At 69.3% G+C, this 15,421-nt stretch carries 16 protein-coding genes; 9 read left to right on the top strand and 7 right to left on the bottom strand.

The window, feature by feature from the left end; translation table 11 throughout:
* The first annotated feature begins 232 nt into the window (after positions 1–232).
* Positions 233–601 carry an STAS domain-containing protein gene (locus OG700_RS25155; protein ID WP_405617255.1) on the top strand — a complete coding sequence of 123 codons (369 nt, stop codon included), beginning with the start codon at positions 233–235 and terminating at the stop codon, positions 599–601.
* 197 nt (positions 602–798) lie between these two features.
* Positions 799–1,287: an ATP-binding protein gene (locus OG700_RS25160; RefSeq protein ID WP_405617257.1), complete on the top strand. Its 489-nt coding sequence runs from the start codon at positions 799–801 to the stop codon at positions 1,285–1,287.
* A 95-nt stretch (positions 1,288–1,382) separates the two neighbouring features.
* Here OG700_RS25160 and OG700_RS25165 read toward each other — a convergent pair whose 3' ends face one another.
* Positions 1,383–2,942 (bottom strand): peptide MFS transporter, encoded by a 1,560-nt coding sequence (locus tag OG700_RS25165; RefSeq protein ID WP_405617259.1) that lies wholly within the window; start codon positions 2,940–2,942, stop codon positions 1,383–1,385.
* A 261-nt stretch (positions 2,943–3,203) separates the two neighbouring features.
* Here OG700_RS25165 and OG700_RS25170 point away from each other — a divergent pair, with 261 nt between their 5' ends.
* On the top strand, positions 3,204–3,881 hold the full coding sequence (locus OG700_RS25170; RefSeq protein WP_405617262.1) for a response regulator transcription factor: 678 nt from the start codon (positions 3,204–3,206) through the stop codon (positions 3,879–3,881).
* 68 nt (positions 3,882–3,949) lie between these two features.
* A complete protein-coding gene (locus OG700_RS25175) occupies positions 3,950–5,215 on the top strand; it encodes an ATP-binding protein (RefSeq protein ID WP_405617264.1) in 1,266 nt (421 codons plus the stop codon).
* Here the strand turns inward: OG700_RS25175 and OG700_RS25180 are convergent.
* On the bottom strand, positions 5,208–5,723 hold the full coding sequence (locus tag OG700_RS25180) for a GtrA family protein (RefSeq protein ID WP_405617266.1): 516 nt from the start codon (positions 5,721–5,723) through the stop codon (positions 5,208–5,210). The genes OG700_RS25175 and OG700_RS25180 overlap by 8 nt on opposite strands.
* 274 nt (positions 5,724–5,997) lie before the next feature.
* On the opposite strand from OG700_RS25180, the gene OG700_RS25185 reads away from it, so the two are divergent.
* From OG700_RS25185 to OG700_RS25200, 4 genes are all read left to right on the top strand, one after another.
* Entirely contained in the window at positions 5,998–7,137 is a 1,140-nt protein-coding gene (locus OG700_RS25185) for a 5-(carboxyamino)imidazole ribonucleotide synthase (RefSeq protein WP_405617268.1), read from the top strand.
* Entirely contained in the window at positions 7,134–7,658 is a 525-nt protein-coding gene (gene purE / locus OG700_RS25190) for a 5-(carboxyamino)imidazole ribonucleotide mutase (protein ID WP_405617271.1), read from the top strand. The genes OG700_RS25185 and purE overlap by 4 nt, the downstream gene beginning before the upstream one ends.
* 8 nt (positions 7,659–7,666) lie before the next feature.
* Positions 7,667–8,860, top strand: coding sequence for a dipeptidase (locus OG700_RS25195; protein ID WP_405617273.1), 1,194 nt, complete (start codon positions 7,667–7,669; stop codon positions 8,858–8,860).
* 123 nt (positions 8,861–8,983) lie between these two features.
* Complete coding sequence (locus OG700_RS25200) at positions 8,984–10,189, top strand: membrane dipeptidase (protein WP_405617275.1); 1,206 nt, start codon at positions 8,984–8,986, stop codon at positions 10,187–10,189.
* Positions 10,190–10,206: 17 nt separating this feature from the next.
* Here the strand turns inward: OG700_RS25200 and OG700_RS25205 are convergent, their stop codons facing one another.
* Positions 10,207–11,553 carry a UDP-glucose dehydrogenase family protein gene (locus tag OG700_RS25205; RefSeq protein ID WP_405617277.1) on the bottom strand — a complete coding sequence of 449 codons (1,347 nt, stop codon included), beginning with the start codon at positions 11,551–11,553 and terminating at the stop codon, positions 10,207–10,209.
* A gap of 233 nt (positions 11,554–11,786) precedes the next feature.
* Between OG700_RS25205 and OG700_RS25210 the strand changes: the two genes are divergently transcribed.
* A complete protein-coding gene (locus tag OG700_RS25210; RefSeq protein WP_405617279.1) occupies positions 11,787–12,962 on the top strand; it encodes an acyl-CoA dehydrogenase in 1,176 nt (391 codons plus the stop codon).
* Between the two features lie 149 nt (positions 12,963–13,111).
* Here the strand turns inward: OG700_RS25210 and OG700_RS25215 are convergent, their stop codons facing one another.
* The 4 genes from OG700_RS25215 to OG700_RS25230 all read right to left on the bottom strand — a co-directional run bounded on the left by OG700_RS25215 (position 13,112) and on the right by OG700_RS25230 (position 15,406).
* The gene (locus OG700_RS25215) at positions 13,112–13,627 is read right to left on the bottom strand and encodes a hypothetical protein (protein ID WP_405617281.1); all 516 of its coding nucleotides are present in this window, start codon (positions 13,625–13,627) and stop codon (positions 13,112–13,114) included.
* A 98-nt stretch (positions 13,628–13,725) separates the two neighbouring features.
* Positions 13,726–13,926, bottom strand: coding sequence for a hypothetical protein (locus tag OG700_RS25220; protein ID WP_405622282.1), 201 nt, complete (start codon positions 13,924–13,926; stop codon positions 13,726–13,728).
* A 102-nt stretch (positions 13,927–14,028) separates the two neighbouring features.
* On the bottom strand, positions 14,029–14,886 hold the full coding sequence (locus OG700_RS25225) for a helix-turn-helix domain-containing protein (RefSeq protein WP_405617283.1): 858 nt from the start codon (positions 14,884–14,886) through the stop codon (positions 14,029–14,031).
* A complete protein-coding gene (locus OG700_RS25230; protein WP_405617285.1) occupies positions 14,870–15,406 on the bottom strand; it encodes a DUF6879 family protein in 537 nt (178 codons plus the stop codon). The genes OG700_RS25225 and OG700_RS25230 overlap by 17 nt, the downstream gene beginning before the upstream one ends.
* Between the last annotated feature and the right edge of the window lie 15 nt (positions 15,407–15,421).

Here is a 15,421-nt window from a genome sequence, read left to right on the forward strand (position 1 = left end):
GTTCAGCACGGACACATGCAAGTGTCATTTCGTACATATGTCCGCATTGCGTGGGAGATTGGGTACCGCAGGGCGCTTGAAAGGCGTAATGTTTCGACGAACGTCAACGGCGCGTGACGCAACGGCGGGCGCGAGCGGCGACGGACACCAGAACATCTGAGACGTCTTCCGATGGCACCTTCTGAGACGACTGACGGCAGCGCACGACACGGCAGAAGAGGGACGGACCGGCATGGACCGCCAGACGGTCGGCAGCACGAACCGGGGCCGGCTTCGGGTCGAAGTTCGGACCGAGGGCCGGAGCGAGGTTGTGACAGCGGCGGGTGAGTTGGACCACCACACCGCCGAGCTTTTGCGCGCACCTCTGGAAGAAGCGCTCGACCGAGGGCGGATACGCCTCGTGGTCGACTGCTCACAGCTTGAGTTCTGTGACTCGACCGGGCTGAACGTGCTGCTCGGGGCGCGCCTCAAGGCCGAAGCGGCCGGCGGTGGCGTCCATCTGGCAGGGATGCTGCCGGTGGTCGCCAGGGTCTTCGAAATCACCGGCGCCGACGCGGTCTTCACCGTGCACGAGTCGCTGGAAGCGGCCCTTGCCGACTGACCCGGGAGCCGCACGCGGGCTCCACGGGAACCAGATGTTGCAAGTCTCACGTCACCCGCGTAGGTCTTGTGGGTGTTGTCACGATTACGCCGGGCAGAAGAGTCCCCGGGTGGCCTGCCGGGACAGGCCGCCGGGCACTGTCCGTACAGACGTAACGACTAATTGGCGAACCGGTGAATCGGTGAGGTGAAGCGCTGATGAGCACCACCCGGCAGTCTCCGCCGGGCGATTTCGGCTCCGAGCCGGACGGCGCGGGTACCACCTCCGCCGGGTCCGAAAGCCGGGTACGCACCCTGGCGTTGGGCAGCGCCAGCGGTATCGTCCCGATGGCACGCGACTTCACCCGCCAGGCGCTCTACGACTGGGGCTGGCTGCCGGCCGCGACCGCGGACCGCCGCGCCGCCGCCGAGGACGTACTGCTGGTCGTCTCCGAGCTGGTCACCAACGCGTGCCTGCACGCCGAGGGGCCCGAACAGCTGCGGGTCTCCTCCGACACCAAGGTGCTGCGCCTCGAAGTCACCGACCGGGGTACGGGCCAGCCCGCGCCCCGCACCCCGCACCGGGCCGGACGGCCGGGCGGGCACGGGATGTTCATCGTGCAGCGGCTCTGTCTGGACTGGGGCGTGGCCCGTACGCCGGGAGCGCCCGGCAAGACGGTGTGGGCGGTCCTGGCGGCCCCGGCGTAGGCCCGTGCCCGGCATCGCCGCGTGCGCGGCGTCCATCCGCCAGGCGGCCGGGCCGCGGCGGCGCGCGTGGCCGCGGCCCGGCACCGTCCGCCGCGTCACCGTACGTCGCCCATCAGCGCCCGTACCTTCCTGCGGTACATGAACACCGCGAAGCCCGCCAGCGTGGCCAGTAGCGCCTCCACCGCGACCACTCCCGTACGGCTCAGATCGACACCGGCGATGGCGAGCATCCCGGTCACCGAGTCGCCCGCCGTGACCGCGAGGAACCAGACGCCCATCATCTGGCTCGCGTACTTCGCCGGAGCCATCTTCGTCGTCACCGACAGGCCGACCGGGGAGAGGCACAGCTCGCCGACGGTCTGGATGAGATAGATGCCCACCAGCCACACCGGGCTGACCAGGGTGCCGTCCGCCGCCAGGACCAGCGGGATCAGGAAGAAGAAGAACGAGACGCCGACGAAGACCAGGCCGGCGGCGAACTTCACGACCGTGCTCGGCTCCTTGCCCCGCCGGTTCAGCCAGAGCCACAGCCAGGCGATCACCGGGGCCAGCGCCATGATGAACACGGGGTTCAGCGACTGGTACCACGACGTCGGGAAGCCGATGCCGAAGACCTGGTCGGCGGCCTTCGTCGTACCGAACGCCTGAACCGTCGACCCGCCCTGGTCGTAGATCATCCAGAAGACGGCGGCCGCGACGAAGAACCAGATGTACCCGGACATCTTCGTCTGCTCGGCCGGCGACAGATCCTTGTCACGCTTTATCCGGATCAGCACCCCGGCCGGGATCACGATGCCCGCGAGCGTCAGCGGCACCATCGCCCAGTTGAGGGTGAAGTTGCCGGTGAAGACGACGACTCCGTAGAAGGCCGAGCCGATCAGCAGCCAGGTCAGCCCCCTGGTCAGCCAGTTCGCGCGCTCCTCGCGGGACAGCGGCGTCGGCACGGCACTGCTGCGCGGGGCCAGGTGCCTCGTACCGGCCAGGAACGTGATCAGGCCGATCCCCATGCCGACGGCCGCGAGGGCGAAGCCCAGGTGCCAGCTGTACTTCTCGCCGACGGTGCCGATGACCAGCGGCGCGAAGAAGGCACCGATGTTGATGCCCATGTAGAAGATCGTGAAGCCGCCGTCGCGGCGCGGGTCGTTCGGCACGCCGGTGTCGTCGTAGAGGTGGCCGACCATCGTGGAGATGTTGGCCTTCAGCAGTCCCGAGCCGAGCGCCACCAGCGACAGACCGGCGAAGAAGGTGCCCGAGCCCGGCAGGGCGAGCGTCAGATGGCCCACCATGATGGTGCAGGCCGCGATCGTGACGGTCTTGCGCGGACCCCAGACCCGGTCGCCGAGCCAGCCGCCGGGCATCGCCAGCAGATAGACCATCGACAGGTAGATCGAGTAGATCGCCGTCGTGGTGGCCAGGGTCAGCCCCAGGCCACCCTCCTGGAGCCCCTTCGAGGCGTCGGGACCGCCGGACAGCAGATAGATCGTGAGCAGCGCCCGCATGCCGTAGAAGCTGAAGCGTTCCCACATCTCCGTCATGAAGAGCGTGGCCAGACCGCGCGGATGGCCGAAGAACGTCTTCTCGGGGCCGCTGAGGGGGCCGCGGCCGTGGGGGCCGCCGGGTGGCTCGGGGGAGTCCTTGGTGAGGCTGGACGCCATGGGGGGATCCTTGCTCGCTCGAATTCATGAAAAGGGGACCTTCGGCCCTCAAACCGCCAAAGGTCCCCAACTGGTGCCGTAAAGAGCGAAGCCACCATACGGCATGACAGAGAGGTATATGGAAGGTCTTGAGTGATGGATCACAGGTGTTCTCCGGAACCACGGGGCACATTCGAAGGCAGGTGACCCAATCGCATACCGGAGCCACAGGCATCGGCGATCACCGCCCGGCCGCTCCTCCGCGCGGACTACCATCACCCCATGACCCGTGTACTGCTCGCCGAGGACGACGCGTCCATCTCGGAGCCCCTGGCCCGCGCCCTGCGCAGGGAGGGCTATGAGGTAGAGGTACGCGAAGACGGTCCCACCGCGCTCGAAGCTGGCCTTGAGGGCGGCGTGGACCTGGTCGTACTCGACCTCGGGCTGCCCGGCATGGACGGCCTCGAAGTGGCCCGGAGACTGCGCGCCGAGGGCCTTTCCGTGCCCCTGCTCGTGCTGACCGCCCGCGCCGACGAGGTGGACACCGTGGTGGGCCTCGACGCGGGCGCCGACGACTACGTGACCAAGCCGTTCCGGCTGGCCGAACTGCTCGCCCGGGTACGGGCCCTGCTCCGGCGCGGCGCGAGTGAACCCGCCGCCCCGCCCACCACGCACGGCGTCCGCATCGACGTCGAGTCGCACCGGGCCTGGATGGGCGAGGAGGAGCTCCAGCTCACCGCGAAGGAGTTCGACCTGCTGCGGGTCCTGGTCAGGGACGCGGGCCGGGTCGTCACCCGCGACCAGCTGATGCGCGAGGTCTGGGACACCACCTGGTGGTCGTCCACGAAGACCCTGGACATGCACATCTCCTGGCTCCGCAAGAAGCTGGGCGACGACGCGGCGAACCCCCGGTACATCGCGACGGTGCGGGGTGTGGGTTTCCGCTTCGAGAAGAGCTGAGCCGGCCGGGCGGCCGGGTGGCCGGGCTCTGCCCGGGCAGAGCAGAGCGCAGAGCGGAGTAGGACACAGTGCGCCGTCGTCTGATCAACTCCACGCTCGCCGTGGTGCTCGTCGTCATCGCCGTCTTCGGGGTCTCCCTCGTCATCGTGGAGACCCGCACCATCACCAGCAGCGCCCAGGAGAGCGTGGACCTGGAGGCGGTGCGGCTGGTCAGCATCGTGGACAGCCGGCTGCTCGGCGGCGAGCGGGTCACCGAGGCGATCCTGCGGGAACAGGTCAACGGCGAGCGGTACGCCAAGGTCGAGATCCCCGGCCGCCCGGCCGTCGAGATCGGTGAGCGCCCCGAGGGCGGCGCCATCCGGGGCAGCGCCGACGGTGAACAGGGCGAGACCGTCACGGTCGAGGAGTCCCGCGCGTCCGTCACCCGCGAACTCGGCCGCACCCTGCTGATCATCGGCGCGGTGGCGCTGCTCGCCGTCATCGCCGCCGTCCTGCTCGCCGTACGCCAGGCCAACAAGCTCACTTCACCGCTCACCGACCTCGCCGAGACCGCCGAACGCCTCGGGTCCGGTGACCCGCGCCCCCGCCACAAGCGGTACGCCGTGCCCGAGTTGGACCGGGTCGCCGACGTGCTCGACTCCAGCGCCGAACGGATCGCGCGGATGCTCACCGCCGAGCGCCGGCTGGCCGCCGACGCGTCCCACCAGCTCCGTACGCCGCTCACCGCGCTCTCCATGCGCCTGGAGGAGATCTCCGCCACCGACGACCCGGACATCGTCAAGGAGGAGGCGACGATCGCGCTCACGCAGGTCGAGCGGCTGACCGACGTGGTGGAGCGGCTGCTCACCAACTCCCGTGACGCCCGGACCGGTTCGGCGATCGTCTTCGACCTGGACGACGTCGTGCAGCAGCAGATCGAGGAGTGGCGCCCGGCCTACCGCAGCGCCGGACGCGCGATCGTCTGTTCCGGCACCCAGCACATGCGCGCCGTCGGCACCCCCGGGGCCGTCGCCCAGGTGCTCGCCGCGCTGATCGAGAACTCCCTGATGCACGGCGGCGGCACGGTCGCCCTGCGCAGCCGTATCACCGGCAACCAGGCCGTGATCGAGGTGACGGACGAGGGGCCCGGCGTACCGGCGAACCTCGGGGCGCGGATCTTCGAGCGCGCGATCAGCGGGCACAACTCGACGGGCATCGGACTCGCCGTCGCCCGCGACCTGGCGGAGGCGGACGGCGGGCGGCTCGAACTGCTCCAGCAGCAGCCGCCGGTGTTCGCGCTGTTCCTCAGCCGTGAGGTACGGGTGCGCGAGGAGCCGAAGAAGACGGTCAGATGACGCGGCCGGGCTGCGGCTCGCGCCGCTCCCCGGACCCCGGCACCGACTCGGTCTCCTGCTCAGGCTGGAGCGTACGGAACACCCAGGTGCGGTACGACCAGAAGCGGAACAGCGTCGCCACGCCGATCCCGAGGAACTTGAACACGTTGCTCTGCAGCGGACCGTCCCAGCCGAACCCGTACGTCGCCGTGTAGAGCACACCGTTCTCGATGACCAGCCCGACCGCGCTGAACAGCAGGAACAGCGTCAGCTCCTTCGTGCGGCGGCTCTTGTCGCGGTCCCGGTAGGCGAAGTGGCGGAAGCCCACATAGTTGCAGGCGATCGCCACGACGGTCGCCAGGATGCTGGCCCGGACCACCTGAAGGTCGGTGGTGTGCCGTACGAGGTTGAAGACCGCCAGATTGACCAGCAGGCCCACGCCGCCGACCGCGCCGAACTTGGCGACCTCGCGGGTGAGCAGGGACAGCCGGTCCCGCAGGGCTTGTCGCTGCGAAGGCGCGGCAGTCATATGGTCGCTCAGCCCGTTCTGTCGGTGTGTTCCGTCGATGACGCCGGTGACGTCGACGACGCAGTCTTGTCGGTGGAGCCGCCCGAGATGCCGCGACGGCGCCGACCGGCCCACTGTAACCACCGGACCGGCCCAGGCCGGGAACCGCCGGACCCGGGCCTGGCCGGGAACCGCCGGACCCGGGCCTGGCCGGGAACCGCCGGACCTGGCCGGCCCGGTGGCCGGCCCGGAACCGCCGGACCTGGCCCGGTCCGGCGACGGATACCCTGGGTGTGTGACGTTCCCGGTAGTCGGCATGGTCGGCGGCGGTCAGCTCGCCCGTATGACCCACGAGGCGGGCATCCCCCTCGGCCTCAGATTCAAGCTCCTCAGTGAGACCCCTACGGAATCCGCGGCGCAGGTGGTCGGCGACGTGGTCGTCGGCGACCACCGCGACCTTGAGACGCTGCGCGCGTTCGCGCGGGGCTGCGACGTGATCACCTTCGACCACGAGCATGTCCCGATCGAGCACCTGCGCGCCCTGGAGGCGGACGGCGTCCCCGTACGGCCCGGCCCGGACGCCCTCGTACACGCGCAGGACAAGGGCGTCATGCGCGCCAGGCTCACCGAGCTGGGCGCACCCTGCCCGCGCCACCGCATCGTCACCGACGCCGCCGACGTCGCGGCCTTCGCCGCCGAGGTGGGCGGCTTCCCCGTCATCCTCAAGACGGTGCGCGGCGGCTACGACGGCAAGGGCGTGTGGTTCGCCCGATCGGCCGACGACGCCGAGCAGCCCTTCCGCGCCGGGGTCCCCGTCCTGGCCGAGGAGAAGGTCGACTTCGTCCGGGAGCTGGCGGCCAACATCGTGCGCTCGCCGCACGGCCAGGCCGTCGCGTACCCCGTCGTGGAGTCCCGGCAGGTCGACGGCGTGTGCGACACCGTCATCGCGCCCGCGCCCGGCCTGTCCGAGGAACTGTCCGGCGAGGCGCAGCGGCTCGCCCTGCGGATCGCCGCCGAGCTGGGCGTCGTCGGCCATCTCGCCGTCGAGCTGTTCGAGACGGCCGACGGCCGGATCCTCGTCAACGAGCTGGCCATGCGCCCGCACAACTCCGGGCACTGGACGCAGGACGGCGCGATCACCTCGCAGTTCGCCAACCACGTACGGGCCGTGCTCGACCTGCCGCTCGGCGACCCGCGCCCACGCGCGCCGTGGACGGTCATGTGCAACGTGCTGGGCGGCGACTACCCCGACATGTACGCGGCGTATCTGCACTGCATGGCCCACGACCCGCAGGTCAAGATCCACATGTACGGCAAGGACGTGAAGCCCGGCCGTAAGGTCGGCCACGTCAACACCTACGGTGACGACCTGGCCGACGTGCTGGAGCGCGCCCGCCACGCCGCCGGATACCTCCGAGGAACGATCACCACATGAGCTCTCCCCTCATCGGCGTCGTCATGGGGTCGGACTCCGACTGGCCCGTCATGGAGGCCGCCGCCCAGGCGCTCGACGAGTTCGAGATCCCGTACGAGGTCGACGTCGTCTCCGCGCACCGGATGCCGCGCGAGATGATCGCGTACGGCGAGGAGGCCGCCGGACGCGGACTGAAGGCGATCATCGCGGGCGCCGGGGGCGCGGCCCATCTGCCGGGCATGCTGGCCTCGGTCACACCGCTGCCGGTCATCGGGGTCCCCGTACCGCTGAAGTACCTGGACGGCATGGACTCGCTGCTGTCGATCGTCCAGATGCCCGCGGGCGTGCCGGTCGCCACCGTCTCCGTAGGAGGAGCCCGTAACGCCGGTCTGCTGGCCGCGCGGATCCTCGCGGCCCACGACCTGGAACTCCAGGCCCGTATGAAGGACTTCCAGCGGCGGCTCAACGAGCAGGCCACCGACAAGGGCAAACGCCTCCGTGCGAAGGTCGCCGGTCACGACGCCTTCGGCTTCGGGAAGTGAGGGCCGCCATGGGCGCCGAGAACTACCTGGAGCAGGCCCGCGAACTGCTTGAGGACTTCCCCGTGGTCGACGGGCACAACGACCTGCCGTGGGCGCTGCGCGAGCAGGTCCGCTACGACCTCGACCGCCGCGACATCGCCGACGACCAGTCGGCGCACCTGCACACCGACATCCCCCGGCTGCGGGCGGGCGGCGTCGGGGCGCAGTTCTGGTCGGTGTACGTACGCTCCGACATGGCCGGCGACACGGCGGTCAGCGCGACCCTGGAACAGATCGACGTCGTCGGGCGCATGATCGCCCGCTACGCGGACGACCTCGTCGCCGCCCGTACCGCCGACGACATGGAGAACGCCCGCCGCACGGGCAAGATCGCCTCCCTGATGGGCGCCGAGGGCGGCCACTCCATCAACAACTCCCTCGCCACGCTGCGCGCCCTGCACACCCTCGGGGTGCGCTACATGACGCTCACGCACAACGACAACCTCCCGTGGGCCGACTCGGCGACCGACGAGCCGGGCGTGGGCGGCCTGTCGCCCTTCGGGCACGAGGTCGTACGCGAGATGAACCGCGCGGGCATGCTGGTCGACCTCTCGCACGTGGCCGCCACGACGATGCGCGACGCGCTCGTGACGTCCGCCGCGCCGGTGATCTTCTCGCACTCCTCCGCGCGGGCGGTCTGCGACCATCCGCGCAACGTCCCCGACGACGTGCTGGCGCTGCTGCGGGCCAACGGCGGGGTCGCGATGGCCACCTTCGTACCGAAGTTCATCCTCCCCGAGGCGATCGCCTGGACGAAGGCCGCCGACGACAACATGCGCGCGCACGGCGCGCACCCGCTGGACACCACCGAGGCCGGGATGAAGATCCACCGGGCCTACGAGGCGGCCCACCCGCGCCCGGTGGCCACGGTCGCGACGGTCGCCGACCACCTCGACCACATGCGTGAGGTCGCGGGCATCGACCACATCGGCATCGGCGGCGACTTCGACGGCACGGCGTTCACGCCGGAGGGCCTGCGGGACGTGGCGGGCTACCCGAACCTCGTCGCGGAGCTGTTCGCCCGCCGCTGGTCGCCCGAAGACCTGTCGAAGCTGACCTGGCACAACGCGGTACGGGTGCTGCGCACGGCGGAGGACGTGGCGCGTGGGCTGCGCGCGGAGCGGGGTCCGTCGACGGCGACGATCGAGGAACTGGACGGCTGAGCGGCTGTACGGGGGCGGACGGGGCGGACGGGGACGTACCCCCGAACGCACCGTCCGCCGCGACCCCTCCGCCCGCCCGTGGCACGGTGGCTCTACTGCCTTCGCACCCCACGGAGCCTCGTCATGGCAGATCTACGGGACGATCCCATCGACTCGGACACCACGGCCGCGGCCGGCGACCTCGACGCGCAGCCGTCACAGCCGTCGCAGCCGCCACAGCCGCATGTGCCCACTGAGACCACCCCGGCGCCGTCCGCCGAACGCGCCCGCGTGCTGCTGTCCTCGCACCCCGTCGTCGACGGCCACAACAGCCTCGCCCCCACCCTGCTGCGCCGTCGCGGCGCCGGGCACAGCCACGACCTCGAACAGGGCGAGAGCTCCCTGGACACCGACCTGCCCCGACTCAGGGCGGGCGCGCTGGGCGCGCAGTTCTGGTCGCTCCAGGTGGACTCCCTCCAGGTGGCCGACGACGCGGCCGACACGGACGGGGCCGTCAGCACCACGCTGGAACTCATCGACCTCGTAAGGGACTTGATCGCCTCCTGCCCGGACACCCTGCGCCTCGCGCTCGGCGCCGGGGACCTGGCCGACGCCCGTAACTACGGACGCGTCGCCTCGCTGCTGGGCCCCGTCTCGGGCCGGGCCATGGGCGACTCGCTCGCCACGCTCCGCGCGTTCCACTTCCTCGGCGTGCGCGTCCTCGCCCTCGCGGGCGCGCGCTGGGCCGACGACGGGCTCACCCGCTTCGGCCAGGAGGCCGTGCGCGAGATGAACCGCCTCGGAGTCGTCGTCGATCTCACCGGCGCGTGTGACGAGACGGCGCGCGCCACCTTCGCCGTCACCAAGGCCCCGGCGATGTTCTCCCACGGCGACGGCGACGTAACCGACGAGATCCTGACGCTCCTGCGCGCCAACAGCGGTGTCTGCATGGTGAGTTTCGCGCCCGGTCCGACCGCAAGCGATGCCCGCGCGACCGCACCCGACGCCCGCGCGACCGCACGCGACGCCCGCGCCCCGTCCGTCTCCGCCGTCGCGGACCGTGTCGAGCGGGTACGGGACGTGGCCGGCCCGCAGTGCGTCGGCCTCTCGGGGACGTACGGCCGCGAGGCGGAAGCGCCCCGCACTCTCGGCCTCGAAGACCCCTCGTGCTACCCGCACTTGATCACCGAACTGCTCGACCGGGGCTGGGACGACACCGAGATCACCGATCTCACCTGGGGCAACGCGGCCCGTGTGCTGCGCGACACCGAGTTCCTGGCCCGCGCGGCCCAGGGACGGCGACCCGCGTCCATGGCGACGATCGAGGAACTGGACGCCCCGCGCCGGTAGTTGGGACGTGGGGCCGGTCAGGCCCTCGGCCGCCCCATCGCCCGGTACGTCCAGCCCGCCCCGCGCCACACCGCCGGGTCCAGCGCGTTGCGCCCGTCGAGGATCAGCCGCCGCGTCACCGCCGCGCCCAGCTCCGCCGGGTCCAGCTCGCGGAACTCGCGCCACTCGGTCAGATGCAGCACGACATCGGCGCCCCGTACGGCCTCCAGCGCCGACTCGGCGTATCCCAGCGTCGGGAAGAGCCTGCGGGCGTTGTCCATGCCCTTGGGGTCGTACACGGTCACCTGACCGCCCTGGAGGTGGATCTGGCCCGCGACGTTCAGGGCGGGGGAGTCCCGTACGTCGTCCGAGTCCGGCTTGAACGTCGCGCCCAGCACCCCGACGCGCTTGCCGAGGAACGACGAGTCGCCGCCGACCGCCTCGCGCGCCAGCTCCACCATGTGCCCCCGGCGCCGCATGTTGATCGAGTCGACCTCGCGCAGGAACGTCAGCGCCTGGTCCGCGCCCAGCTCGCCCGCCCGCGCCATGAACGCCCGGATGTCCTTCGGCAGACAGCCGCCGCCGAAGCCGATCCCGGCGCGCAGGAACTTCTTCCCGATGCGCTCGTCGTACCCGATGGCCTCCGCGAGCTTCACGACGTCGCCGCCCGCCGCCTCGCAGACCTCGGCCATCGCGTTGATGAAGGAGATCTTGGTGGCGAGGAAGGAGTTCGCGGCGGTCTTCACCAGCTCGGCGGTCGGGAAGTCCGTCACGACGAACGGCGACCCCTCCCCGACCGGCGTCGCGTACACCTCACGCAGCAGCTTCTCGGCACGCTCGCTCCGCGTACCGACCACGATCCGGTCCGGGTGGAGCGTGTCCTGTACGGCGAAGCCCTCCCGCAGGAACTCCGGATTCCAGGCCAGCTCGACGTCCTCGCCCGCCGGCGCCAGCTCGGCGAGCCGCAGCGCCAGGCGCTCCGCGCTGCCGACCGGCACGGTCGACTTGCCGACCACCAGCGCCGCCCGGCCCAATTGCGGGGCCAACGACTCGAAGGCGCTGTCCACGTAACTCATGTCGCACGCGTACTCGCCGTGCTTCTGCGGGGTGTTCACGCACACGAAGTGGACGTCGCCGAAAGCGCCGACCTCCTCCCAGGAGGAGGTGAAGCGCAGCCGCCCGCTCGACCCCTCGAAGCCGGCGACGTGCTTGCGCAGCAGCTCTTCGAGACCGGGCTCGTACATCGGGACCTTGCCCGCCGACAGCATCTCGATCTTCTCGGGGACGATGTCGAGCCCCAGTACCTCGAAGCCCAGTTCCGCCATGGCCGCGGCGTGGGTGGCGCCGAGGTAGCCGGTACCGATCACAGTGATCTTGAGGGCCATGGGTGCTCCTGGGAGTGCGGTCGGGAAGCGGCGCGCACTCGGTGCGATCGCGGCTGCGATCGCACCGCGAGTGCGGTGCCCGAGCATATCCACGCCGTACGCACCCCCTTTCGGGCGCCCGTACGGCAGTGCGTGAGAGCTGTCGGCAAACTCACGTAGGACACCGGCGTCCCAGCCCTCTAAAATTAGGGTTACTTAACGGTAGTTAGCATTGACCAGGGGAGTGGAAGACCGTGGCCGGATCGGCTGATTTCGACCTGTACCGCCCGTCCGAGGAGCACGACATGCTCCGTGACGCCGTACGCGCCCTCTCCGAGGCGAAGATCGCGCCGTTCGCCGCCGCCGTGGACGAGGAGGCCCGCTTCCCGCAGGAGGCGCTCGACGCGCTGGTCGCCGCCGATCTGCACGCGGTCCACGTTCCCGAGGAGTACGGCGGCGCCGGGGCCGACGCCCTGGCCACCGTGATCGTCATCGAGGAGGTCGCCCGCGTCTGCGCGTCGTCCTCCCTGATCCCGGCCGTGAACAAGCTGGGCTCGCTGCCCGTCATCCTCTCCGGCGGCGAGGACCTGAAGAAGAAGTACCTCGGCCCGCTGGCCAAGGGCGACGGGATGTTCTCGTACTGCCTCTCCGAGCCGGACGCGGGCTCCGACGCCGGCGGCATGAAGACCAAGGCCGTACGGGACGGCGACAGCTACGTACTCAACGGCGTGAAGCGCTGGATCACCAACGCCGGCGTCTCCGACTACTACACGGTGATGGCCGTCACCGACCCCGACCTCCGTACGAAGGGCATCTCGGCGTTCGTCGTGGAGAAGGACGACGAGGGCGTCTCCTTCGGCGCTCCCGAGAAGAAGCTCGGCATCAAGGGCTCCCCGACCCGCGAGGTCTACCTCGACAACGTCCGCATCCCGGCCGACCGCCTCATCGGCCCCGAGGGCACCGGCTTCGCGACGGCCATGAAGACCCTGGACCACACCCGCATCACGATCGCGGCCCAGGCCCTCGGCATCGCCCAGGGCGCCCTCGACTACGCGGCGGGCTACGTCCAGGAACGCAAGCAGTTCGGCAAGCCGATCGGCGACTTCCAGGGCGTCCAGTTCATGCTCGCCGACATGGCGATGAAGCTGGAGGCGGCCCGCCAGCTCACCTACTCGGCGGCGGCCCGCTCCCAGCGCACCTCCGACGGCGGCAAGAACAAGGAACACCTGACCTTCTTCGGCGCGGCGGCCAAGTGCTTCGCCTCCGACGTGGCGATGGAGATCACGACGGACGCGGTCCAACTCCTGGGCGGCTACGGCTACACGCGCGACTACCCGGTGGAACGGATGATGCGCGACGCCAAGATCACCCAGATCTACGAGGGCACGAATCAGGTGCAGCGGATCGTGATGGCGAGGAACCTGCCGTAACGAGGCCCGCGCGGGACGGAACGCCGGCCCTCACCTGCTCGAACAGGCGGCCCCCAGCGGAACGCCGGGGGCCGTTCGTCGCCTCTCGCCGGCCGTGCCGGTCCGACCTCCGGGGGCATCGGCTTCAGCCCCTGGCAGCGCGGCTCGTGTCAGCATGCCGGCGACAGCCGCCCCGGCGCACCGGTCGGCCCCTTCGAATGACCGAGAGGGCAAGCGAGTTCAGGCGCCGCACGGTTCGGAGAACATGTCACCAGTGCCACTGACAGGTAGGCGGGACGCTCCAGGTAGAAGCCGCAGGAGAGGTCTTCACCCCAACCAAGCAGTTCCGCAGTCGAGTTCACCAACTCACTCAAGTACGTGCTGTTCCGGTCTCTCTCCGAGGCGAACCGAAGCGCGTACTCCGCCAGTCGTTCCCCGAGCCATGTCGCTGCTTCTTTAGGCTCCTGCCATGTACCGCGAATCAGCTCGCTCGGCTTGATCAGCCAGTAAGCCGTTTCCAGCGGCGGTAGGTTCACTACGGGAAACACCGCCCTCACCTCCTTGTAGCGCTGGATCAGTTCCGGATTGCTGTCGACCGGGGGCGGGTCGGGAGGAGGAGGCCGTCTCAGCGCTTCATGATCAAACCGTTGCTTGGAACCGGGCCACAGATACCCGTGGTGGTGCAATGGTTCTTCCCCTTCGGGGAGTTCACGGACTGGGAATCCGGCCGGTCACCGCCTTTTGGAGGTGGATCGGGACCGGCCAGAGGTGAGAGCGGTCAGGCTTACAGGCCGAAACGCTCGGGCGAGATGCCTGCCGCATCCGGCCCGATCTTCGAGAGAGTCACGCACCCTTCGGTGCAGGGCCCTCCGCAGGCCTTCACGAACTCCGCGCTCTCGATGTTGAGCGCGTACAGCGCCCGTCCGTCGATCATGGGTGTGCCTTCCTGATCGTCAGTACGGCCGCAGGCGCGGCCGTCCACCACCTGGGCAGATGGAATTCTGGGATTACCTTCACGGCGCGAGAGACGGATTCTCTTCGCTCGGTATGAATCCATCATCGACTGCCGGCCGGGTCAAAGGAAGGGCTAGTTGCGTTCACGCATAAAGCCCTCTGCCGCCTCAATGAGGAAGGCAGTGGCGGCGTCACCCGTGAGGGCGCAACTCCAAAACGGATCAAACAGGTTGAGGTGTTGGGTGATGTCTCTCGGATCGCGCAACGCGACTTCCCCGGAGAACAGTTCGACAGTCACGAGTCGGTCGTCATAGACGACGAAGATGTTCATTGGGATGCCGGGAACTTCGGCCGTCTGCGGAATGACCCCCAGATTGATGTTCGGCTTCCTGTTGACCTTGGCCATGTGGGCGCACTGGGCCGCCATGACCCCCGGGGCCGCACGTCGCCACCTCACGGCTTGTTCCGTCATCAGGAAGGAGAACAGCCGGGAATCGTCATCCAAGAGCCGCTGACGCTCCATGCGAGCGTCGACAGCCCTGGAGACGTCCCTGGCGGGGTCCCCCTCGACCGTTGGCGTCAGCGTGGCTGTCGCGTAGTCCCGGACGTGCGGCAACCCGGTAGGAATCGCGGGGAGAAAGTGCCGCATCACCCGCGATGAAGATTCCAACGCCTTGAGCTCAGCCTGTTTGTGGTAGAAGCCGACCCGAGCGTACGTCCGCCAGGACGCGTAGTCGACGTTCGCCCGTCGCGTAAGCCGCGGTATCTCGTCCGAGACTTTACCGGGCACATCCAATGCTTTGAGGATGCGCTCCACATCAATCACGGTCGGGAGTGTCCGGCCGGTTTCGATTCGGCTGATCTTTGTCTGGCTCATGTTGCAGCGAATCGCGAGGCGTTCGCCGCTCAACCCAGAAGCGCGACGGAGGCTCCGAAGAGCCCCCGCCAAATCTCTACGCTCCTGCGCTTGCTTCTCAGGTTCGATAGGCACCGAATGGCACTGCGCTTTCAAGTGCTATGTCCCGCCAGGCAAGGTACTTGCCAATGTCGGGTTCTTGGATGAGCTCACGATTGATTTGCGTCCCGTCCGGCCGATAGTTCAGGTGAACCACGCTCGATTCGTCGAACAGCCAGAAGTCCTGTTCAGGGAGTCCGGGGTTCGGCCGGTTGGTCAGATCAACTATCTGGTAGCTCTCTCCGGCTGCCACGTTCTCAGGAACGCACCACTCGAATAGATAGAGGCTGTAGTCGGTGAGGGGCCGTCGCACGACCTTGGCCCGCGTCATGGTTCGGCCCGCTGTGGCATGACCTCGAATCAGGTCATGCCACGGAGCGTTGAAGCCGTCCGGCATCGGGTCACCAGCAAGGAACGCGCGCACGGTCTCGGCCTCGGCAGGCATCGTGTACGTCTGGTGCACCTCAAGCCGGAACGCGGACCGTTTGAAGTCCCGGAAGTACGCCTGCCATTTGTCGCCGTCCAAGAGGATCGGGCTAGAACCATCCACGGGCACGTGCGGCCTCCTTCA

Source organism: Streptomyces sp. NBC_01508, assembly GCF_045040315.1.
Taxonomy (GTDB): Bacteria; Actinomycetota; Actinomycetes; order Streptomycetales; family Streptomycetaceae; genus Streptomyces.

Bases quoted from the DNA above. Each gene is read 5' to 3' on its own strand.
- OG700_RS25200 (WP_405617275.1), top strand. From the start codon at position 8,984: ATGGCAGATCTACGGGACGATCCCATCGACTCGGACACCACGGCCGCG.
- OG700_RS25165 (WP_405617259.1), bottom strand. From the start codon at position 2,942: ATGGCGTCCAGCCTCACCAAGGACTCCCCCGAGCCACCCGGCGGCCCC.
- OG700_RS25180 (WP_405617266.1), bottom strand. From the start codon at position 5,723: ATGACTGCCGCGCCTTCGCAGCGACAAGCCCTGCGGGACCGGCTGTCC.
- OG700_RS25170 (WP_405617262.1), top strand. From the start codon at position 3,204: ATGACCCGTGTACTGCTCGCCGAGGACGACGCGTCCATCTCGGAGCCC.
- OG700_RS25155 (WP_405617255.1), top strand. From the start codon at position 233: ATGGACCGCCAGACGGTCGGCAGCACGAACCGGGGCCGGCTTCGGGTC.
- purE (WP_405617271.1), top strand. From the start codon at position 7,134: ATGAGCTCTCCCCTCATCGGCGTCGTCATGGGGTCGGACTCCGACTGG.
- OG700_RS25205 (WP_405617277.1), bottom strand. From the start codon at position 11,553: ATGGCCCTCAAGATCACTGTGATCGGTACCGGCTACCTCGGCGCCACC.
- OG700_RS25195 (WP_405617273.1), top strand. From the start codon at position 7,667: ATGGGCGCCGAGAACTACCTGGAGCAGGCCCGCGAACTGCTTGAGGAC.
- OG700_RS25160 (WP_405617257.1), top strand. From the start codon at position 799: ATGAGCACCACCCGGCAGTCTCCGCCGGGCGATTTCGGCTCCGAGCCG.